We start from the raw sequence: 22,053 nt of genomic DNA, 5'->3' as shown, positions 1-22,053 counted from the left end.
TTTGCTTGGTGACAATAGCGTTTTGGACCCACCTGATCCCATGCCGAACTCAGTAGTGAAACGAAACAGCGCCGATGATAGTGTAGCATTTGCTATGTGAAAGTAGGACATTACCAGGCTTCAAATTGTAGAAACCCGTTACAGCAATGTGACGGGTTTTTTGCTATCTGGGATTTAGTAAATAGCCAAAAGCTCATGCCGAACTCAGTAGTGAAACCAAAGCTTCGACCGATGATAGTGTAGCATTTGCTATGTGGCTCTCCACCGCTGTGGGCACTACGACATCACCAGGCTTCAAATTGTAGAAAGCCCGAATCTAACGATTCGGGCTTTTTTACGTCTGCAGAAAAGTGAAATGCGCGCAATTAACACACACTCACATCAACACCCATCACGTAGGGCGGGCGAGCGCAGCGACTCCCGACGCTAAAATCACAACAAAATCCCTCAATAACTCAGTCGGCCAATACAGCAGCATTTGCTATGTGACTCTCCACCGCTGTGGGCACTACGACATTACCAGGCTTCAAATTGTAGAAAGCCCGAATCTAACGATTCGGGCTTTTTTACGTCTGCAAAAAAGTGATTCAGGAATTCCTCTAGAGCGAAGGACTTCTTAGTAAATCATTTATATCGATCAGCAATAATATTTAATCAATTTGAGGGATTAAATCTGACGCTAACTGCGTTAAAAACCTCATATATGAAACAACTGAATAACGAATTTTTGCCCTTCTTTTATCGACTCCGCTTAGTTATTGCTCTAATCTCAATTTATGATCTGTTCAATTATGTAGTTTATAAAATGTGACAGAACTCGTTTAGATAAAAATAGAATAATAAGGGTTTAATAATGAGTGAAATTGATAATCATCCACATGGCATTTTTTGTTGGTCAGAACTTTGTACACACAATTGGAAAGAAGGTAAGACGTTTTATACATCATTATTTGATTGGGGGTATGACGATCAACCTATTGGGGAGGACATATATTACACCATGCTATAAAAGCAAGGTGGTGATATAGCCGCTATGTATGAAATGCCTAAAGAGCAAATTAGTGAAGGGATCCCAAGTCATTGGTTGGCTTACATTGCCGTCGACAATGTTGATGATTGTGCGCTAAAAGCTAAAGAACTAGGTGCTGAAGTTATTGCCGGTCCTCATGATGTTATGAATGCAGGGCGAATGTTGATGCTAAAAGATCCTGTAGGTGCCACTGTTGCACTATGGCAAGGCAATGAGCATAAAGGTTGTAAGTACTTAGGTGAATTAAACACGCCTTATTGGCATGAGTTAGCAACCAGAAATAGTAAAGTAAGTAGAGATTTTTACTGTGCTTTACTAGGCTGGGAAAGTGAAATAAAGCCAATGGAAGGTATGAACTACACTTTATTTTTGGTTGATGGACAGCCAATTGCCGGTATGCTTGAGATGACAAGCGACTGGCCTGAAGATATTCCTGCTCATTGGATGATTTATTTTGCAGTAGAGAGCTGCGATACAGCAGTAAATAAAGCCGCTAGCTTAGGTGGACAAGTATGTGTTCCTGCAACAGATATCCCCGATGTTGGTCGTTTTAGTGTTATATGCGACCCTCAAGGTGCTGTATTTTCGGTGATCGAATCTGTTATAGATGACGTTTAAACAGTTACATTAGCTTTAGCGTTAATTTACTCGCTAGTTTGTTATAATACTCGCCAATTAAATCGTCAGAAAGTGCAGAGAACGCAATGGAATTTGAACAAGATAGCAATTTAACCCTTCCTTTATTTCTATTAGATGAATCATTAAGTGATAGAGATTTAGAGCAGCCTGATTTTGAAATATCAATTGGACTTGATGATGAGTTACTTGCTCAAATTTGCCAAAATCCAAGTGAAGATAGCAGTGTAGCTATTACCGTTAGCGGTTATGAGTTGCTTATAACTGATTCTCTGTATTTAAGTATATTAGAGCAAGAGCATGATGCGCAGATAACATTAACGCATGGGCCTCTTTTAAGTATTGTTTTGAATACTGAAGGTCAGAAAACATTCGTTTCTCCTCAAATGGATATGATGCCCACCTTCGATTTAGGTGACGAGGACGAATGAAAAAAATAATAATAAGTACATTTGTATTAATTATCCTTAGTGGTTGTGCTTACTTAGGTAATGCACATTACGATGATTTATTTGGCCCTGAACAAGCGCAAGAGCGTATCGTTCCACATTCTACTCTTGCTGGAGCTGATTTTTTACAAAATGTAAAACCAGTACTCGATACCCGCTGCGTCGTTTGCCATGGTTGTTACGACGCACCTTGCCAGCTTAAGCTCTCATCACCTGAAGGTATTGATCGAGGTTTGAGTAAAGAGCTCGTTTACGATGGAACTCGTTTATTGGCAACGACCCCAAGCCGTTTATTGTTTGATGCAACCAATACACAGCAATGGCGAGAAAAAAACTTTACGCCAGTGCTAAATGAGCGCGTACAAAGTGAGGAAGCAAACTTAGCGGGAAGTGTTTTATTTAATAGTTTAGTGTTAAAGCAAAGCTATGAATTACCAACTAATGAAGTGCTAGATGATGAATTTGATTTTTCATTAGGGCGTTCGCAAACCTGTGCAACAATGGGGGAGTTTGACCGATTAGCTGACGAGCAACCTCATGGCGGTATGCCTTATGGTTTACCTGGGGTTTCGCGCGAAGAGTTTAATCATTTACAGAACTGGCTTAAAAATGGCGGTAAAATGTCACATATTGAGCCACCAAGTAAGTATGATCAGAATAAAATAAAGGGCTGGGAAGCATTTTTAAATCAAGATAACTTAAAGTATCAGTTATCAGCACGTTATATTTATGAACATTGGTTTTTAGCACATATTTATTTTACGTCAGAGAACCCACAAAGCTTTTTTAAACTAGTTCGCTCAAGTACGCCTCCTGGTGAGGAAATAAAGTTAATTAATACGCGTCGTCCATACGATGACCCTAAAGTTAGCCGTGTTTATTATCGTTTTATGCAAGAGCGTACAACCATACTTTCTAAAACGCATTTACCACTTGAGCTTAATGAAACTAAATTACTGCGTTTATACGAGCAGTTTATTGCGCCAGATTATACAGTTACGCAAATGCCGAGTTATGAGCCTAAGTCAGCATCTAACCCATTTAAAACTTTTGAAGTTATTCCTATTAATTCTAAATATCAATTTATGCTTGATGAAGCAGAGTTAATTATTATGGGCTTTATAAAAGGGCCTGTTTGTCGTGGTCAGATTGCTTTAAATGTTATAAACGATCACTTTTGGGTGGCATTTGCTGATCCTGATAAGGTTGCGACTCCTGCTGTAGGGGAAATGCTAATGCAACATGAAGAAGCTCTAGAACTTCCTGCCGCAGAGGAAAGTAATGCGTTACCTATTTCTAGCTGGGTTAAATATTCAGTTCGTGAGAAAAAATATTTACAGGCAAAAGTTGAGCTTGCAAACGAAATGTTCAAAGGTGGCGAGCATCTTACAACTGACTTGCTTTGGAAAGGTGATGGGCATAATAAAAATGCTGCGCTGACTATTTTCCGCCATTTTGATAGTGCAACTGTTGTTAAAGGTTTTATTGGTCAAGAGCCTAAAACAACGTGGATACTTGATTATGCGTTATTTGAACGTATTCATTATTTGCTTGTGGCAGGCTTTGATGTATACGGAAATATAGGCCATCAATTGGTTACACGTTTATATATGGATTTTTTACGTTTAGAGGGAGAGCAAAACTTTTTAGCTCTATTACCTGAGCACAAGCGTAATCAAATCAAAAAGCAGTGGTACCGTAATTCACCGCCTGACTTATCTAAGTTCTTTAAGAGTAACCGAGAATTTAGCCAGCCCAGTGGTATTAACTATGAAACTGATGATCCACAGCATGAACTATATACCTTGATGAAAGAAGCCTTAGCGCCAGTTTTAAGTAAAAAATACAACTACACTGAAGTGGCAAAGCCGTTAAATGTAATAAGTGAAATGCCAGCAAAAGCGGTTAACTTATTACCTCAGCTTTCTTTTATACTTGTAAAGCAAGAAGATAATAGCCATAAGGGCTACACTATTATTCATCATAATGCGCACTACAATATATCTAGTTTATTAAACGAAGATGGCCAACGTGCTTATGATGAAGATACCGCGACTATTGTTCCTGGGTTCATCGGAGATTATCCAGCAGCTATTTGGTATTTAAATAACGAGCAGCAAGTAAATGCTTTTGCCGAGCAATTGCCTATGATGCAAATAGAAGCTGATTATGGTGCATTGAAATCTAAGTTTGGTATTCGACGTACTCATCCACAGTTTTGGCAATACAGCGATATATTGCACGATACAGCTAAAAAATATCGTGGGATAGAATATGGAATGTTCGACTATAACCGTTTAGAAAATAGATAGTTAAATAGTTTTATTTTATTAGCCCAACTTTTTAGTTGGGCTTTTTTATTTAATAATCATTATTTAAGCTGCTTATTAGTTCTAAAAAATTGAGCTACACTTAAAACAAAAACAGGGCTTAGTATGTTTAAAGTTGTCGCGAATATCCGTACTCGTTACCGATGGGCATTAATAGCAATAGCACTATTAATAAGCACATCAGCATCACTTATGCAGTATTATTTTTCGGTGCAAAAATATGACGCAAAAATAATAAATATGGCTGGTAAGCAGAGAATGCTTTCTCAAAAAATAGCTTGGCATAGTAATGAGTTATTATTATCGGCAACAAATATTTCTGAGCATACTAAAGCGTTAAAGACATCAGTCGTATCATTCAAAAAAACTCATAATTACTTACTTTCAAAAAATGCTAATGGAGAGTATCAGTACCTTACACCTAAGCTTATTAAGCTATATACGTTAGCTCCTCATAAACTAGATATCCAAGTTGCAACATATATCCAGCAAGCGGAAAATTTGCTTTATCAACAAGGCCAAGTAGATAAGCGTATATTCTCTGTAACTGAGGTTGAAGAGCTATTAAAGCAATTAGATCATGCAGTGAATTTATTTGAAGAGCAAGCTGTCCAAAAATTGAACTGGGTATCTAACCTTGAATTATTATTTTGGCTTATGGCGATGTTTTTACTACTTGTAGAGTTAAGATTTGTATTTATGCCAATGGAAAAAGAAATAGGTAACGCATTGTCTAAATACCAAAAACAAAAAGAGTTCGCTCAACAAGTGAGTCAAAATAAAGAGCATTTTATTGCCAGAGCAAGTCACGAATTTAGAACTCCTTTACAGGGTCTTATTACGTCTATTGAGGAGTTAAAGGTTTCTGATACGCAGCAAAGCGTTAAAACCCAAGCTAATTACTGCGCACTTAGGTTAATAGCTATATTAGATGAACTGCAGGACTTGCAAGCTTTAAGTACAGGTAAGTGGGTACCGCAATTTAAAAATGAAAACCTTTTAGAGTCGTGTAATAAAGTACTAATGGCTTACGAGCATGCTTGTCAGCAAAAAGGCCTAAAACTAGTTAGTTGTTTAGATGAATCATTAAATTGTGTATGTAAATTGGATCATCAACGTTTGCAGCATACGCTTACAGAATTAATCAGTAACGCTATTAAGTTTACGACAGAGGGTGAAATTACTGTCTCTGCAAAGCTTTTTAATAATGAACTTTGTGTAACTGTAAGTGATACTGGTTGTGGTTTTTCGAAAGAGATTACTGATCTTGAATTTGACTCATTTAAACAAACAAACCATTTTCAAGGATTAAGAACAGGTCTCACTCGGGTTCAGTATGTTGTAAAGGCGTTGCACGGTGAAATTACCTTCAAAAATAATGAAGCCCATGGGGCGCTGGTATCTTTGCACTTACCAATAATTGCCAGTAAAGCTCTCCCAAACCCTCGTAAAATAAATGACAAACTAAAGTGTTTAGTCGTTGAAGACAACCCATTAAATACTATATTACTGACCCGCATACTTAGCTTATTAGGTTTAAGCTATGATTGCGCTGAAAACGGCAAAGTCGCGTGCGATATGGTGAGTGAAAATCAATACGATATTATTTTTATGGACTTAAATATGCCAGTAATGGATGGGTTTGAGGCGATTAAAAAAATACGCTCTGATCTTAATAAAGTAATGCCAATTATTGTTATAACAGCAAATACTTCACAAAATGATATAGAGCGAGCTTATAAATACGGGGCTAACCTTCATATTCATAAACCAATAAGTCAGCAAGCAATTAAAGACGCATTAAATAGTATTAGCGTTGTTAGTGAAATAAATTAATTTTGCAGATAACAAGCTTGCTAAGCTCTTTTAATATGCGTTAACTTGCTGTTTTAAGGTTTATTAGGAAAAGTTAGTGCAGTCAATTACGCTTGAGCAATTTAATGGTTACTTACAAGGGCAAGGCAAAAGTCGTTACGACATATGCAACCTAGATTGGCAAGTGAATCTAGGAGAACATTGGCTGCTTCTAGGTGCTAATGGAGCCGGTAAATCTGCACTGACAGCTGCGTTAGTTGGTGAAGCTAAGTGCGAAAGTGGTAAGCGTATAAGTAGTATTAATAAGCTTATGCTCGTGTCTTCAGATTCGCATAAACAGTTACTGGCCCAAGAATTAGAGCATGAAAAGCACACCCTCGTTAAAGACCTTATATTTGCAGAGCATAGTAATAATGGTGAGTTATTAGCGCAGCTAATAAAATTATTTAAATTTAGCTCATTACTAAATAGGCATTTTAGAGACCTTTCAACGGGTGAAACTCGTAAACTCCTACTTATAAAAGCACTCAGCTCCCATAGTGAGTTAGTCGTGCTTGACGAGCCATTTGATGGACTCGACGTACAATCTTGCCAGCAACTTAATAAAATACTCATAGAGCTTAGCCAAAATATTACTTTTGTTTTTGTACTAAACCGCCTAGACGAAATCCCTTCATTCATTACTCACTATGGCTATGTAAACCAAGGTTGCTTGTTACATACTTTGGCAAAGCCAAGTAGTGAGCAATTGAGTGATTTACTAAAACTACTTCATTTAGAACATACCTCATTGGATGTGCCATCTCCGGATACCGAACAAGAGCAAAAGGCATTCACCGGTAATACCTTAGTTAAATTGAGTAATGCTAAAGTTAGTTATAGTGATGTAAGTATATTCAAAAATCTCAATTGGACTATAAAAAAGTATCAGCATTGGCAGCTTACTGGAGCGAACGGTTCAGGCAAAACATGCTTATTAAATTTAATAACAGGTGATAACCCACAGTGTTATAACAATGACATTGAAGTGTTCGGTTTTAAACGTGGGACAGGGGAGAGTATTTGGGATATAAAACAGCATATTGGTTTTATATCTAACGCGCTACATATGGATTACCGCGTAAGTATATCGGCTTTAAATACTGTTATTTCAGGATTTTACGACAGCATAGGTTTATATCAAAAACCGAGCGACGCACAAATTAATATTGCTAAGCAGTGGCTGGCATTTATTGGTTTAAGTGATAAACAAAATACCTCATTCACCCAGCTATCGTACGGCGATCAGCGTATGTTATTAATTGTGCGGGCTATGGTAAAACATCCAACGTTACTTATTTTAGATGAACCTTGCTTGGGCTTAGATGAAGCAAACAGGCAGCGTGTACTGCTACTAATAGAGAAAATTTGTGCTGCCAATACAAGTACTGTGATTTATGTAAATCATCATGCGGCAGACAAAATTAAAGGAATAGAGAATTACTTAAAAATGGAAGACTTTAATTAAAAGCTCAGAGAAAGGTTGAGCGAAAATTCACTCAACCCATTTTTATTTTAAAGACGAGTAACGCTAAAGCCTTTATCTCGAAGCTGTTTAAGTAACCCGTGTTTTTCAGGTAAATGCAGAGCGCCTACGGCAATAAATAGTTGCTCGTTTGCTAAACGCGGTGTGAGTTGTTTAACCCAATTATTATTGCGGTTAGTTAGCATTACTTGCTCGCTAATTTCACCATAATTACTGTCATCAAAGCTCATGTTGTAGTAATCGGTTAGTGTATCCATATCTCCGTTTTTCCAGGCATTAACTAATTTGATAAAGTAAGTATTAATATCGCTGAGTTGCTCAAATGTTTCTTCAATCATTTCATTGCTTAATAGCGCCATGCCATCAAACATTTGCAGTTGTTGCTCTAGAGTTTCAAGCTCACCAATTTTTATTTTATGTTCTTTAGCGTAAGCAAGTACTTGCTTGTCTATGCCGGTTTTATCTGAATATCCTGCATTTTGAAATTCAATTTGCATCATAGTCACCATAACAGCCCAAGGCTTTAAGCCATTAAACATAGCAATATCAATCGACTTTTTAGCAAAGTAATTTTTTAGCTTGGTATAATTTTGCTTTGAAAGCTCAGTTTGTAATGTTTTACCGTCACTTAGCATCATAAATGGCATTGAGCGCTGTTGCATTTCAAGTGGTGTAAGTTTGCTTATATCAACTTCAACAATCACTTCTTTGCTTGCACTAATTGCATCGGTTACATTTTTAGGTAAGCCTTTCATGCTGGCATCACCAACGTGTACGGTGCCAAATAAGTAAGAGCTAACGCCATTTTTTTCTATCTTGTATATGGCAGGAGCTGCATAGCTATTAAGGCTAAATGTTATAAGTAATGCCACAATAAAAAAGTGGCTAACACGGGTAAGAGCATTCATGGTTTGTCCTTAAAATCTCGAAGGTTAGTAGTGTGAATACTAACCTAAATTTACTTCAGAGGTAACGTTAATATAAACGTTAACGTATTGTTTTCGGTATTACTAGCCGTGATAGTAAAGCCATTTAAGTTACATAAGCTCTGTACAATTGATAATCCTAAACCATGGCGCTGGTTATTAGTTCTAGATGAATCTAGCTGATAGAGCGGGTCAAAAATAGCAGTGAGCTGTTCACTACTTAGTGGTTTATTTACTTTGTTACTAACAGAGATGTTCATGTTTGTGCTGTTATTTACGGCAGTTAATTTAATTGGTGCCTCAGGGAGTCCATAAAATAGTGCGTTATCGATTAAGTTACATAAAATGGTATTTAAACTAAATTCGTCAGCATTAAGTGTAAACTCGTCAGTTATCTCATTATTTAAACGCGCTTTAATACTTGGGTGCTTAAAGGTCAGCTCATCAACAATTTGATTTACTAGGTTATTTAGAATGATATTTTGTGCATTTAATTGCATTGCACTGCTACTTGAGCGCTGCAACAGTAATAGGTTGCTAACAATTGTTTTCATGCGCTGTGAAATATTAAGTACATCACTGGTATAGGTGTCGCTAATACGTTTATCGTCAGGGTAGCGAATAGCCACTTCTGAAAGGCTTATTAGTTCAGCTATTGGGGTTTTAAGCTCATGTGCAATGTCGCTTGTTAGGCGTTTTTCATTACTATAGAGTTGCTGATTAACGGTAATAAACTTATTTAGCTCGTTACGTATAGGTTCTATTTCTTCTACTTTAAAGTCGCTTTCTATTGTTTGCGCAACACCGGTAATATCGAGTAACTTAATTTGATCGTTTAAATTGTGTAGAGGGTGCAGGCCTTTATTTACAATACGTGTCACTAAATAGCGCACACCAAACACACCAAGTACACAGGTTAAAATAAAGACCACATCAATAATAATCAGTACTTTATTAAGTTCGGAGGTGGGCGCTGCAATTGCAAGAGTCATGGTATTAAAAACAGCAGAATGAGTGGGATTTCTATCATCTTTTTGGGCTACAAAGTGACTTATAAGTGCGCGGCCATCACGCCCGTTAGGAAGCTCGTAATCTATAATTTTAGATTCGTTTATCGGCATTTCTAAAAAAGGTAGGTTAGCATTTTCATAAAGCGCTAATGAGTCCGAGCGTTCAAACACATCACGGCCATGCCATAATTGGTAAAACTCCGTGGCATCTGCAGCTTCATACTCCGACATAAACTCGCCAGCAAAATCAAATTCAACCACATTGTTGTCATCTTCAACTAAGGTTTTTAAGTAGTTAGCTTTATTAGTTAAAGACTGATTGAACTGATCTTCCACCCAAGTATCAACACTTAAATCAACGGTTAAAAATATGGTGAATAAAATAACCGAGATCACGGCGCTAATATTATTAACGAGTTTACGTCTTATTGAGTGACTTTTATTTTGTTGTTGCGACATAACCAAATCCACGTTTGTTTTTTATCGGGAGCTCGCCACTAAACTGTCTTACTTTTTTACGTATAGTTGAGATGTGTGCTTCAAGCGCATTTTTAGAGAGCATATCAAACTGACCTACCACGGCTTCACTTATAAGCTCGAGCCCTAATACTCGCTCTGGGGCGTTAAATAAGCATTCTATTATTTTGTATTCATTACGCGTGAGCTCAATGGCATGTTGCTTGTAGTGAAGAGTTTTAAGTGACAGATCTAATACGCAATCACCTACGGTAAGGGTATTTTGTTGGTTTTGCAGTGAACCGCGACGAAGTAATGCAAGGACACGAGCATGGAGTTCTTCAAACGAAAATGGCTTAGTTAAATAATCGTCAGCGCCTTTCATAAGGCCGCTAATTTTATCTTGAGGCTCACTTCGTGCAGATAAAATTAGCACACGGCTTTGGCTATTACTGCTGCGCAGTGCTTGTAAAATACTCATGCCATCAACGCTCGGTAGCATTAAATCAAGTACGAGGAGGTCGTAGTTTCCACTCAGTGCCATACTCAACCCTTCTGAGCCATCACCTGTTTCATCTACGGTAAAACCAAGGTTGCTAAGGCCAACTTGCAAGCTGCGTCTTAGTGCTTCAGAGTCTTCAATAACGAGGATTTTCATGTTTACTCGGTTTATAAAAATAGCCTTGTTACTTTAACAAGGCTTTATTATCAAGTCACTGCAAGAATAATAACTAATGGTACCAACCATTTGTATAAGCTAAATTACCAAAGTTCGCGTGAGCTAGGGCTTTTTTAACTAGTTGATCATCGTTTTCACATGGCACAAGCTGGTTATTGCTATACGTATAGGTGGTTGCTGGTTTTTGTGGTTGTAACACCACCACTTTATTATCGTGCATGTAGGCAAAGTTTTTGTCGTATTGCATCATTGCGCGTTGTTTGTTGTCGCTAATTGGCTTTGATAAATCATGACCTATCATAGGGTGCTTACCACTTGCGCCAATTAAAGACAGTAGAGTCACAGGAATATCGAGCTGACTGGCTAGTTGGCTATCTCGTTTATGGGTAATACCTTTACCAAAAATAACGGCCGGGATTTTAAAGTGATCAACCGGTACTAAACTCGAACCCGATACGCGTGAGTCGTGATCGGCAATAACTATAAATACAGTATCATCCCAGTAGCTCGATTTTTTAGCTTTTTCGATAAACGTGCCCAGCGCGTAATCGGCATACTTGGCAGCATTATTACGGGTTTGTTTTTGTTTGTCGTACAGCGTTATTTTATCGTCAGGAAAGTCATACGGACTATGATTAGAGCTTGAGAATATAAGGCTAAAAAAGGGTTTGTTTTGATTTTTAAGCTTAGTAAGTTCTATGTCGGCTTGGTCGTACAAGTCTTCGTCTGATGCGCCCCACGAGCCATTAAAATCTATTTTTTTAAAGTTATTTGTATCTACGATACTTTTAAAACCATTGCCTAAATAGAAGCTTCGCATGTTATCAAAATGGCTTTCGCCACCATAAATAAACTGCGTGTTGTAATTTTGCTTTGCTAAAAAATCAGCAATGGTAAAAAAGTCACGCTGTGATTTATCAAGCTTAACAACCGCACGCGAAGGCGTTGGTGTAAACCCTGTAATTACTGCCTCAATTCCACGCACTGAACGTGTACCCGTTGCGTATAAATTATCAAACCCCCAGCCTTGTTTATAAAGGGCGTCTATATTAGGTGTAAGCGGTAAACCGCCAAGCGTGCCTACATAACGAGCACCTAAACTTTCTTGTAAAATAATGACTAGGTTTTTTGGTTTACCTGTATTACTTGCGCCATGAAACGTTTTTGTAGGGGCGGTTACATCACTAAATGTGCCTTGCGTATTTTGCATGTTACTACGCACAATACTAAGTAATTCATCGGTGGGCATTTTACCGTAATAGTCTTGGCTCGATTGCTCATTAGAAAGTTGCTTAACTGCAAATGCGACGCTATAAAGTGAGTTAAGGGTTAAGTCGTTAAGTAAGTGATCGGTAGAAAACGAGACCATAGCGGGGTTAAGTGGTCTGTGCCCTAATGAATTTCGCGCGCCCAAAATAGTTAAGCATACTAAAACAAGCGCTAAAGTTGATTGGTTTAAGCCTGTTAGTGATGACTTGCTTTGCCATTGATGGCTAAATACTTTACTTGCAAATTTACAACTTAAAATAAGCGCTATAACAGCAATAAATACTTCTAACTTATAGCCTGAAAAAATCATTTTTGAGACTTCTTTAGGGTAAATTAAATATTCTATAAATAAGCGGTTAGGGCGCAAGTCGTACTCGTTTATAAACGTAGGCGTAATCACTTCAAAAAAAACGAGTAAAGCAGACATTCCCACTAAGTAAAATTTAATTAGGCCGCGTATTTTATTTTGCCAACCTATACTTTGCATCACTAAAGTCAGTAGTAATGCGGGCATAATAATGTAGCTTAGAGTGGCTATATCAACTCTTAAACCACCTATAAATATAGATAACCACGCATGCGATCCAAATACACGCTCCCCTTGCCATACACTTAAACCAAAGCGAGCAAGTGTTAACAAGCTAAGTGCCAAAACAGCAAATACAACAAAAATCCATACAGGGCCAAGTGCATTTTGTACCTTAGGTATTACTTTAAATATTAGCCTCGTTATTTTAGCTATAAAAGTTAGCTTTATGCCCATAACACAGCCCACCAAATAAGTGCGGCAATTAGCATAGCTATAAACACGCTTGCAGAGGCAATATCTTTAGCGAGCCCTGAAAGCTCATGGTATTCACTGCCAATTCTATCAACTACAACCTCAACTGCCGTATTTACCAGCTCAGCAAATAATACAAAAAGCAGGCTAGCGACAAGCAGTAATTTATCCCTTAGTGCAATTTCTTGTAGCCACACAAACACACCGAGTAACGAAAACAGTGCTAGCTCTTGTTGAAACGCCGCTTCAAATCGACTCATCCATTTTAAGCCGTTAAAAGAATGGCTTAAGGTAAAAATAAGGCGCATTAAGCCTTGGCGTTTTATAACGGTTTTATTACTCATATTTTTATTTCGCTTGGTGTTGTTTGGCAGCTAGCAAGTAAATCGAGCGATGCCTGATACGTTTTGCTTTTAATGCCAATTAAATTTAAAAGGGTGTGAAAAATATTGTTGTGTGAGCGTGCAGCAGTGGTGTCTAAATTAGCTAAACAGGTATTGGTAATGCGCTGATTATGCTCATCAGCCCACATATAAAGAGGAACGTGCGTTTGTGTGCTAGGTGCAAAGTTATACGGAAAACCATGCAGATAAGCACCGCCTTCGCCAAGTGATTCACCATGGTCAGAGACATATAAAAACTGCTTATCTATGTTGTTTGGCAGCGCTTTTAATTGCTCAATTACCTGGGCGTTGACAAAGTCGCTGTACGCAATTGTGTTGTCGTAGGTATTAACTAATTCATCGAGTGAGCAGTTTTGAATGTCGCTTCTGTCGCACGTGGGCGTAAATTGCTTAAATTTTTCTGGGTAGCGTTTAAAGTAGGTTGGTCCGTGTGAGCCCATCATGTGGAGGACGATAACGGTATTAGCTTGGTTTAAATTAGCGAGTTTGCGCTTAAGTGGATCAATAAGCACTTCATCAAAACAATATTTTCCATCGCAAAGCGCTGATGGGGTGGTTGGGATATCAATGTTAACAACACGGGTGCATACGTTTTTACAGCCGCTGTTGTTATCAACCCACAGTACGTCGCTGCCAGCTTGTTGTGCTAAATCAATCAGGTTTTGTTGGCTGTCGGCTGCTAATCGATCAAAGTTGTTTTGTGTTTGCAGTGAAAACATACACGGGACAGACACAGCTGTAGCGGTGCCACAAGACGCCACATTATTAAAATACGTCACATTGTACTTTTGTGTGTAAGAATTTGTGTTGCGCTTATAACCTTGATAAGCAAAGTTTTCTGCTCGTGCGGTTTCGCCAACAACCATAACTGTTACGCTGGTGGTGTTAGGCGCAATAAGAGTGGGTGTTGCATCTATATTCTTAAATTCCATATTGGTATACAGCAGCTGATCGCGCATATATTTATAACCGCTAGAGAGATATTGAAACGGAATAATTTCTTTTTTCAAAATGCGGTTGTTACGGCCAGTGGCTGCGTAATCGGCGTAAAAGTTAGCGACCACTAAAGCAATTAGCGTTAAGCAGGCAATAATAAGTTTTATGCGGCTAATCGCTTCTTGATGAGGGCGAGTAAAGTGTATTTTTACTTTGCTTAATATAAAAACAGGTAGCGCACAAAACAACAGTAAAAAGGCTATGAGCTGCGGGTTTAAATAGCTCAGCGCTTCGCTTGAATCTGTTTCGAACGTGTTTTGAATCATTGAATAGTCAAACACAACACCGTAATTTAATGAGCCGTAAAGCACGGCGCTAGAAATTATCAGTAAAAGATAGTTAACTGGTTTTAATAACCATCTAACCGACACTATCGAAAAGAAAATAATTAAAAGACATAACAAAAGTAGCGGGACTGAAAGTAAAAATAGCCATGAAAAAGATGCAAGAGAGGTTATGGCGCTAAACGAACCTTGAATAAAAGGAATGTTTATAACTAAACAGTAATAACAGGCAATCATCACTACAAAGGCATTTGCACTACAGTGAATGTAAAACCGTTTACTACGATTTGGCTTTTTTTGTGCTGGTGTTTGACTAATTACGTTCATATTTAGGCTCGTTTAAAATAACAACGCCATGCTATGCAACAACACTTAAGAGTCGCTTAAGAGAACCTACGCATTACCTGAAGGTGATAAATAATTTTATTTATAAAAATATTCTTAAAAATTAATCAAACCTTAAATAAGGGATATAAGAATAGTGAATTTCTGAGAATAAAATTAGAGCATAAAAAAACCACTACTAGCTTGTATAATGAATTTTAAAACCTGATAAATTGCCTTTTAGTCTTTTTGTTAGATTAACTTTGGTGTTGACTTAAAGGGCCTAGCGCGGTACTAATATAAAAAGAGAGCGAAGGAATAACCTTCGCGATAATTGAACAAAATTTGGTATTAATTACATGCTTACAAACGCACTTAACCTAGTCCTGATTATTATCGTGGTGATTATTCCCGCGAGGGCTTCGTAGTGCTTTAAAAACTTAAGCATTAAAAAAGCCCTCCGCACTTAACCGTTCGGAGGGCTTTTTAGTTTTAAGGGCAAAGTTTTTAGCGTAAAAATGTAATTGGGTTGTCACTGAGGAATGAGGGTTTATTAATGACAGGCGCAGAACTAACAATCGACTTATTGGCCAAACACGGCGTAAATGAAGTATTTGGCTACCCAGGCGGAGCTATTATGCCAATTTACGATGCGCTGTATGGCGCGCCAGTCAAACACTACCTTACTCGTCATGAGCAAGGTGCAGGGTTTGCAGCTGTTGGTTATGCTCGCAGCACGCGTAAATTAGGTGTGTGTTTTGCAACATCGGGCCCAGGTGCAACTAACTTAATAACTGCCCTTGCTGATGCGATGATGGACTCAGTGCCATTATTGGCGATCACAGGCCAAGTGCCTACTGCAGCTATTGGTTCAGATGCGTTTCAAGAAATAGATGTACTAGGTATGTCGCTTTCGTGTACTAAGCACAGCTACATGGTAGAACGAGCGGAAGACTTAGCAGAGATATTACAAGAAGCAATTCATTTAGCGCAAAGCGGCCGACCAGGTCCTGTACTTGTCGATATCCCAAAAGATATTCAAATGGCGCAAGTACCTTTTAAGCCTTGGCTAGCCGCTGATGAATACTTACCAGAGTTAGATTTAAAGCAAGTTGCTATTGCTAATCAATTGTTGAGTGAGGCTAAACAGCCTGTAGCGTACGTAGGCGGTGGTGTACAAGCCGCTGACGCGCAAGACGAGTTAATGCAGTTTTTAAATAAAACCCAGATGCCTGCTGTATCAACACTAAAAGCATTAGGCAGTGTGTTACCTGACTACGAGCATTACTTAGGCATGCTAGGTATGCATGGTGGTCAAGCCGCTAATATTGCCGTGCAAGAATGTGATGTACTTGTGTGTATAGGTGCGCGCTTTGATGACCGCGTAACGGGTAACTTAGCTAAATTTGCAGCTAAAGCTAAAGTAATTCATTTAGATATTGATGCCGCTGAAGTCGGTAAGCGAAAACCTGCTAAAGCTTCATTAATTGCTGATTTAAAAACGTCGTTACCTGCACTTGAGTGCTTTGTAACACCTAAAGCGTGGTGTGACACAAATAAAGAAATGAATATCAAGCACGCGTGGCGTTACGACTACCCAGGTGAGAAGGTTTACGCACCGTACTTATTAAACCAACTGAGCCAACGCATGCCAAAAACTGGCGTTGTGTGTTGCGATGTAGGTCAGCATCAAATGTGGGTAGCACAACACATGAAGTTTACTCACCCGAGTAATCATTTAAGTAGTGGTGGCGCAGGCACAATGGGCTTTGGTTTACCGGCTGCTATTGGCGCACAAGTAGCACGCCCTGATGACTTTGTTATCACTGTATCGGGCGATGGCTCAATAATGATGAATATTCAAGAGTTGGCCACGATTCGCCGTAATAATTTACCTGTAAAAATATTAATTTTAGATAACCAGCGCTTGGGTATGGTTCGCCAATGGCAGGAACTGTTTTTTGAAGGACGTTACTCTGAAACTAACCTTTCGGATAACCCAGACTTTGTGCAACTAGCTGCTGTATTTGGTATTCCAGGGCAAACAATTACCCACGCTAACCAAGTTGATGATGCTATTACAGCATTAGTTAACAGCAAAGGCCCGTACATAGTACATGCTTGTATTGATGATAAAGAAAATGTTTGGCCACTTGTACCACCTGGGGCTGCTAACGACGAAATGATGACGGAGAAAGCAAAATGAAACACAGCCTAACTATTGCATTAAAAAGCCAAAGTATAGCGGTAGAACGCTTTTTACGAGTGGTGCGTCATCGTGGTTTTAACCTAACGCATTTTCAGCTCAATATGGATGATGGCTTATACAACGTAGCCATGACGGTAGATAGTGATAAACCTATTCACCTATTAACCAGCCAGCTAAACAAGCTGGTGGATGTAAAAGAAGTCACTTTACAAAATTTACAGCACCAACAAGCTGTGTAATTACGAATTAAAAAATAATTTACGAGTAACTGAGTCACTCGGTTATTCACCAATTTTAGAATGAGGAATGCCCGCTTATATTGCGGCAAAAACTGAGGTAACTATGGCTAAATTAAGAAGTGCAACAACAACTGAAGGACGTAAACGTGCAGGCGCAAGAGCATTATGGCGCGCAACAGGTATGACAGACTCTGATTTTGGTAAACCGATTATTGCCGTAGTTAACTCGTTTACACAATTTGTACCAGGGCATGTACACCTTAATCAGCTTAGTGAGCTTATGGGTGAGACAATAACCCAAGCCGGTGGCGTTCCAAAAGAATTTAATACCATTGCTATTGATGATGGCATTGCGATGGGACACGGCGGTATGCTTTATTCGCTGCCTTCACGCGATTTAATTGCTGACTCGGTTGAATACATGGTAAATGGTCATTGCGCCGATGCGATGATCTGTATTTCAAACTGCGACAAAATCACTCCAGGGATGATGCTTGCAGCGCTACGTTTAAATATCCCGGTGATATTTGTATCGGGCGGTCCAATGGAGGCGGGTAAAACTAAACTTGCTAACATCGACATTAAACTTGATTTAGTTGATGCCATGGTTAAAGGCGCAGATGAATCGGTAAGTGATGCAGATTCAGAGCAAGTAGAGCGCTCTGCGTGTCCTACATGTGGTTCGTGTTCAGGCATGTTTACTGCAAACTCAATGAACTGTTTGTTAGAGGCAATAGGCTTAGCACTTCCGGGTAACGGTACCACGCTTGCCACTCATAAAGACCGTAAACAACTGTATGTTGAAGCAGGGGCTCGTATTGTTGATTTATGTCGTGAGTATTATCAAAAAGATAATCAAGATGTATTGCCACGCGCTATTGCTAACAAAACAGCCTTTATGAATGCAATGGTTGTTGATATTGCAATGGGCGGCTCGTCAAATACCGTATTACATTTACTCGCTGCTGCGCAAGAGGCCGGCGTTGATTTTGATATGTCGCATATTGATGCTTTATCTCGTAAAACACCGTTTTTATGTAAAGTTGCACCAGCAACACCAGAGTACCATATTGAAGATGTCCACCGTGCTGGTGGCATGATGGCAGTAGTACGCGAGCTTGGTAAAGCGGGCTTAGTTGATATGTCGGTTAATCATGTAGCTGGGTCAACAATGGCTGAGCTTGTTAAAAAATGGGATGCAACCGACCCAACTAACGAAGCTGCGCGCAAATTTTACCGTGCGGGTCCTGCGGGCATTCGTACTACTAAAGCAATGAGCCAAGAGTGTCGTTGGGATGAAGGTGATAATGACCGCGTGAATGGGTGTATTCGAAGCGTTGAACATGCTTTTCGCCAAGACGGTGGCTTAGCTGTGCTTTCGGGTAATCTAGCCGTTGATGGTTGTGTTGTAAAAAGTGCTGGCGTAGTTGACGAAATGCTACATTTTGAAGGCACCGCCATTGTATACGAATCACAAGATGATTCAGTAGAAGGGATTTTAAATAACGAAGTAAAAGCCGGCGATGTAGTGGTTATTCGTTATGAAGGCCCTAGAGGCGGCCCAGGTATGCAAGAAATGCTATACCCAACAAGCTACTTAAAATCGAAAGGCTTAGCTGAAAAGTGTGCTCTTATTACAGATGGTCGCTTTTCGGGTGGTACTTCGGGTTTATCAATTGGCCATGTATCGCCAGAGGCGGCGAGTGGTGGTGCAATCGCTTATGTTGAAAATGGCGACAAAATCATTATTGATATCGCAACACGTGAAATCACATTAGCGCTAAGCGATGAAGAACTTGAGGCACGTAAACAAAAGCAATTAGCACGCGGAAAAATGGCGTACAAGCCAGTTGATCGTGAGCGTTATGTATCGTCTGCTTTAAAGGCTTATGCATTACTTGCAACAAGTGCCGATAAAGGCGCAGTGCGCGACTTAGCTAAATTGGAGGCGCTTAGTTAATTATGGTCTCTCAAGAGCTCGATTATTTTCGCGCTATTATTCAAGCAAACATGGAGCCTTTGGCTAAAGTTACTGAGGTTAGCGAAATGGCTGAACTCAGTAAAAAGCTAGGTAACCATGTTTGGTTAAAGCGTGAAGACCAACAGCCCGTGTATTCATTTAAGTTACGCGGTGCGTATAACAAATTAAATAAATTACCTAAAGGCTCAGTGGTTATTACTGCTTCTGCGGGTAATCATGCTCAAGGGGTTGCATTAAGTGCATCTCACCTTGGGCATCAAGCAACTATTGTAATGCCAGTAACAACGCCTGAAATAAAAGTCAGCGCAGTGCGCGCACTTGGCGGTGAAGTTGTATTACATGGCCATCATTTTGATGCAGCAAAAGCCTATGCGCTTGAGCTTACAGAGCAACGCAATGGTATATTTGTCCCACCATTTGACGATCCGGATGTCATTGTTGGTCAAGGCACTGTAGCACGCGAGTTAATGCAGCAATTAAACGAGCTTGATGCTGTGTTTATTCCTGTTGGCGGCGGCGGTTTACTTGCTGGTATGGCGGTTTACATTAAATCGTTGCGTCCAGATATAAAAGTAATTGGCGTAGAAGCCGACGAAAGTGCGTGTTTACAAGCAGCACTTGAAGCCGGTAAGCCAGTAGAGCTTGATCGCGTTGGTAGTTTTGCCGATGGCGTAGCGGTTAAAATTATTGGCACTGAAACATTTCGTTTAGCGCAAAAGTTTTGCGATGAAGTTGTAACCGTTACTAGCGATGAAATATGTGCAGCCATGCAGGATATTTTTGTATCTACGCGTGCAATTGCAGAGCCATCAGGTGCACTTGCAACGGCTGGGCTTAAAAAGTGGAGTCAGCAGTCGGGGTTAAAAGGACTACATTTAGCGGCTGTGCTTTCGGGTGCTAATTTAAACTTTGATCGCCTGCGTTATGTTGCAGAGCGCACTGCGCTGGGTGAAAAAAACGAAGCGCTATTAGCCGTTACTATTAAAGAAGAAAAAGGCAGTTTTAAACAGTTTTGTGCTTCTTTAGGTGGCCGTGCTATTACTGAATTTAACTACCGTTATGCAGGGCCAGGTGAAGCACAAATATTTGTGGGCATTGCTCTGCGCCAAGGCGAGCAAGAGCTTAATGAGTTAAAGCAAGACTTAACAAATAACGATTATCAATTTTGCGATTTGTCGGATAACGAACTCGCTAAATTACATGTGCGTTATATGGTTGGCGGAAAAGCACCAGAGCAATTACATGAACGTTTATTGCGTTTTGAATTTCCTGAGTATCCGGGTGCGCTTGCACGCTTTTTAGATACTTTAGGCAGCAATTGGAACATTACCTTATTTCATTATCGTAATCACGGTGGTTCGATGGGGAATGTACTGGCAGGTTTTGCTATTGAGCCGAGTCAGTATGAAATGTTTAACGAGCATTTGAATCGCTTAGGTTACAGTGTACAAGATGAAACACAAAATCCGTGTTTTACCCAATTTTTAACATCAAAACCGCAAGCAGAAAAAGCCGAAAAACTCGCCTCAGTATAACCCTTCTTTAAAGGCAGGCACCTAACTAGGGTGCTTGCTTTATTACACGTTTTACATATAGTTACAGGTAATCGTCATACTTTTTGAGGACACCTATTTGCTATTTAAAGGATTAATCATTGGATTGTGCTTTTTTTGCAGCCATATCGCGGCGCAAGAATCAGTCACATTACAGCTAAAATGGACACATCAGTTTCAGTTTGCTGGCTACTATATGGCTAAGCAAAAAGGCTTTTATAATGAAGCGGGCCTTGATGTAACTATTAAACAAGCTAATCCAATGAAACCTGATACCTTTGGTCCTGTGGCCAGTGGCGAAGTACAATTTGGTGTAGGGCATTCTGGTATTTTACAGCAACGTATTAATGGTCAACCTTTTGTTGCAATGGCAGCCTTATTGCAGTTTTCACCTTATTGCTGGATGGTAAAAGACACGTCTGATATTTTTCACCCTCGTGACTTTGTTAATAAACGTATCACTGCTGTGAGCAAAAATGACGGCACCGAGCTACTTATTATGCTTAAACGCAGTGGCGTTGATGTAGATAAACTCAAAGTTTACAATGGCGAAAATTTTAACCAGGCTTGGATTGAAAATAAGCTAGATGCTATGCAAGTTTATGTTACTACAGAGCCTTATTATATGACTCAACAAGGCGTAGCTCATCGGCTTGTTTGCCCACAGCGTTATGGTATGGATGTATATAGCGACATTTTATTTACCAGCGAAAACATGCTTAAGCAAAATCCACAAACGGTCGAAAAATTCTACCAAGCGAGCCTAAAAGGTTGGCGCTATGCAATGATGAATATGGATGAAGCCATTGCAGTCACCCAGCAAAACTATGCACCGAGTAAGAGCTTTCATCAGCTCGCCTTTGAGGCTGAAGTACTAAAAAGTTATATAACCCCACCCACTACCAGTTTAGGGCATATGTCGATAGCAAAGTGGCGTTTAATTGCTGACTTATATGGCATACAGCAAAACGAATTTGACGAAGTGAAATCTCACTTTATTTATAAATACCAAGAGCCAGAAAAGATGCAATTATCATGGATGCTTATAGCAGCTATTTTGGTGAGTATTATTTCAATACCTTTGTATTTACGGCTGATTTTTAGCCAAAAATAACTGCTTAATGAGAGCTCACTGAGCTGATATAATTAATTGTCTT

The 22,053-nt window shown here is 39.3% G+C and carries 15 protein-coding genes, 1 rRNA gene and 1 pseudogene; 11 read left to right on the top strand and 6 right to left on the bottom strand.

Annotated elements, in window-relative coordinates:
* Nucleotides 1-4: 4 nt before the first annotated feature.
* The 6 genes and pseudogenes from rrf (at nt 5) to QL995_RS16665 (ending at nt 7,767) form a co-directional block, all read left to right on the top strand.
* A 5S ribosomal RNA gene (rrf, locus tag QL995_RS16690) occupies nt 5-119 on the top strand.
* 734 nt (nt 120-853) lie between these two features.
* Nucleotides 854-1,648, top strand: a pseudogene (locus tag QL995_RS16685) (VOC family protein).
* Nucleotides 1,649-1,734: 86 nt separating this feature from the next.
* On the top strand, nt 1,735-2,097 hold the full coding sequence (locus QL995_RS16680; protein ID WP_024591417.1) for a hypothetical protein: 363 nt from the start codon (nt 1,735-1,737) through the stop codon (nt 2,095-2,097).
* Nucleotides 2,094-4,427 carry a fatty acid cis/trans isomerase gene (locus QL995_RS16675; RefSeq protein ID WP_290294648.1) on the top strand — a complete coding sequence of 778 codons (2,334 nt, stop codon included), beginning with the start codon at nt 2,094-2,096 and terminating at the stop codon, nt 4,425-4,427. Before QL995_RS16680 ends, QL995_RS16675 begins: the two co-directional genes overlap by 4 nt.
* A 123-nt stretch (nt 4,428-4,550) precedes the next feature.
* A complete protein-coding gene (locus QL995_RS16670; protein WP_290294647.1) occupies nt 4,551-6,281 on the top strand; it encodes a response regulator in 1,731 nt (576 codons plus the stop codon).
* A 76-nt stretch (nt 6,282-6,357) separates the two neighbouring features.
* The gene (locus tag QL995_RS16665) at nt 6,358-7,767 is read left to right on the top strand and encodes an ATP-binding cassette domain-containing protein (protein WP_290294646.1); all 1,410 of its coding nucleotides are present in this window, start codon (nt 6,358-6,360) and stop codon (nt 7,765-7,767) included.
* Between the two features lie 47 nt (nt 7,768-7,814).
* Here QL995_RS16665 and QL995_RS16660 read toward each other — a convergent pair whose 3' ends face one another.
* The 6 genes from QL995_RS16660 to QL995_RS16635 all read right to left on the bottom strand — a co-directional run bounded on the left by QL995_RS16660 (nt 7,815) and on the right by QL995_RS16635 (nt 14,917).
* The gene (locus tag QL995_RS16660; protein ID WP_007582127.1) at nt 7,815-8,693 is read right to left on the bottom strand and encodes a TraB/GumN family protein; all 879 of its coding nucleotides are present in this window, start codon (nt 8,691-8,693) and stop codon (nt 7,815-7,817) included.
* Between the two features lie 50 nt (nt 8,694-8,743).
* The gene (locus tag QL995_RS16655; protein WP_290294645.1) at nt 8,744-10,180 is read right to left on the bottom strand and encodes a HAMP domain-containing sensor histidine kinase; all 1,437 of its coding nucleotides are present in this window, start codon (nt 10,178-10,180) and stop codon (nt 8,744-8,746) included.
* Entirely contained in the window at nt 10,161-10,835 is a 675-nt protein-coding gene (locus QL995_RS16650; protein WP_197152126.1) for a response regulator transcription factor, read from the bottom strand. The genes QL995_RS16655 and QL995_RS16650 overlap by 20 nt, the downstream gene beginning before the upstream one ends.
* A gap of 73 nt (nt 10,836-10,908) precedes the next feature.
* Nucleotides 10,909-12,888, bottom strand: coding sequence for an LTA synthase family protein (locus QL995_RS16645; RefSeq protein ID WP_290294644.1), 1,980 nt, complete (start codon nt 12,886-12,888; stop codon nt 10,909-10,911).
* Complete coding sequence (locus QL995_RS16640) at nt 12,879-13,250, bottom strand: diacylglycerol kinase (RefSeq protein WP_008137717.1); 372 nt, start codon at nt 13,248-13,250, stop codon at nt 12,879-12,881. The genes QL995_RS16645 and QL995_RS16640 overlap by 10 nt, the downstream gene beginning before the upstream one ends.
* Nucleotides 13,247-14,917: a phosphoethanolamine--lipid A transferase gene (locus tag QL995_RS16635; RefSeq protein ID WP_290294643.1), complete on the bottom strand. Its 1,671-nt coding sequence runs from the start codon at nt 14,915-14,917 to the stop codon at nt 13,247-13,249. The genes QL995_RS16640 and QL995_RS16635 overlap by 4 nt, the downstream gene beginning before the upstream one ends.
* 553 nt (nt 14,918-15,470) lie before the next feature.
* Between QL995_RS16635 and ilvG the strand changes: the two genes are divergently transcribed.
* The 5 genes from ilvG (at nt 15,471) to QL995_RS16610 (ending at nt 22,010) form a co-directional block, all read left to right on the top strand.
* Entirely contained in the window at nt 15,471-17,120 is a 1,650-nt protein-coding gene (gene ilvG / locus QL995_RS16630; protein WP_007582116.1) for an acetolactate synthase 2 catalytic subunit, read from the top strand.
* The gene (gene ilvM / locus QL995_RS16625) at nt 17,117-17,362 is read left to right on the top strand and encodes an acetolactate synthase 2 small subunit (protein ID WP_010553831.1); all 246 of its coding nucleotides are present in this window, start codon (nt 17,117-17,119) and stop codon (nt 17,360-17,362) included. The genes ilvG and ilvM overlap by 4 nt, the downstream gene beginning before the upstream one ends.
* Nucleotides 17,363-17,465: 103 nt before the next feature.
* Nucleotides 17,466-19,322, top strand: a complete 1,857-nt coding sequence (ilvD, locus tag QL995_RS16620; protein ID WP_282114435.1) for a dihydroxy-acid dehydratase — start codon at nt 17,466-17,468, stop codon at nt 19,320-19,322.
* A gap of 2 nt (nt 19,323-19,324) precedes the next feature.
* Complete coding sequence (gene ilvA, locus QL995_RS16615; RefSeq protein WP_007582109.1) at nt 19,325-20,878, top strand: threonine ammonia-lyase, biosynthetic; 1,554 nt, start codon at nt 19,325-19,327, stop codon at nt 20,876-20,878.
* Nucleotides 20,879-20,975: 97 nt separating this feature from the next.
* The gene (locus QL995_RS16610; protein WP_290294642.1) at nt 20,976-22,010 is read left to right on the top strand and encodes an ABC transporter substrate-binding protein; all 1,035 of its coding nucleotides are present in this window, start codon (nt 20,976-20,978) and stop codon (nt 22,008-22,010) included.
* Nucleotides 22,011-22,053: the final 43 nt, after the last annotated feature.

The sequence above is a fragment of the Pseudoalteromonas sp. APC 3358 genome (assembly GCF_030408075.1).
Lineage (GTDB): Bacteria > Pseudomonadota > Gammaproteobacteria > Enterobacterales > Alteromonadaceae > Pseudoalteromonas > Pseudoalteromonas arctica.
The sequence above is the reverse complement of the archived record's forward strand: the minus strand, read 5'-3'. Positions and strand labels throughout refer to the sequence as shown.

Coding starts and splice junctions, on each gene's coding strand:
- QL995_RS16650 (WP_197152126.1), bottom strand. CDS start 10,835: ATGAAAATCCTCGTTATTGAAGACTCTGAAGCACTAAGACGCAGCTTG.
- QL995_RS16670 (WP_290294647.1), top strand. CDS start 4,551: ATGTTTAAAGTTGTCGCGAATATCCGTACTCGTTACCGATGGGCATTA.
- QL995_RS16640 (WP_008137717.1), bottom strand. CDS start 13,250: ATGAGTAATAAAACCGTTATAAAACGCCAAGGCTTAATGCGCCTTATT.
- ilvG (WP_007582116.1), top strand. CDS start 15,471: ATGACAGGCGCAGAACTAACAATCGACTTATTGGCCAAACACGGCGTA.
- QL995_RS16680 (WP_024591417.1), top strand. CDS start 1,735: ATGGAATTTGAACAAGATAGCAATTTAACCCTTCCTTTATTTCTATTA.
- ilvA (WP_007582109.1), top strand. CDS start 19,325: ATGGTCTCTCAAGAGCTCGATTATTTTCGCGCTATTATTCAAGCAAAC.
- QL995_RS16645 (WP_290294644.1), bottom strand. CDS start 12,888: ATGGGCATAAAGCTAACTTTTATAGCTAAAATAACGAGGCTAATATTT.
- QL995_RS16675 (WP_290294648.1), top strand. CDS start 2,094: ATGAAAAAAATAATAATAAGTACATTTGTATTAATTATCCTTAGTGGT.
- ilvD (WP_282114435.1), top strand. CDS start 17,466: ATGGCTAAATTAAGAAGTGCAACAACAACTGAAGGACGTAAACGTGCA.
- ilvM (WP_010553831.1), top strand. CDS start 17,117: ATGAAACACAGCCTAACTATTGCATTAAAAAGCCAAAGTATAGCGGTA.
- QL995_RS16660 (WP_007582127.1), bottom strand. CDS start 8,693: ATGAATGCTCTTACCCGTGTTAGCCACTTTTTTATTGTGGCATTACTT.
- QL995_RS16635 (WP_290294643.1), bottom strand. CDS start 14,917: ATGAACGTAATTAGTCAAACACCAGCACAAAAAAAGCCAAATCGTAGT.
- QL995_RS16655 (WP_290294645.1), bottom strand. CDS start 10,180: ATGTCGCAACAACAAAATAAAAGTCACTCAATAAGACGTAAACTCGTT.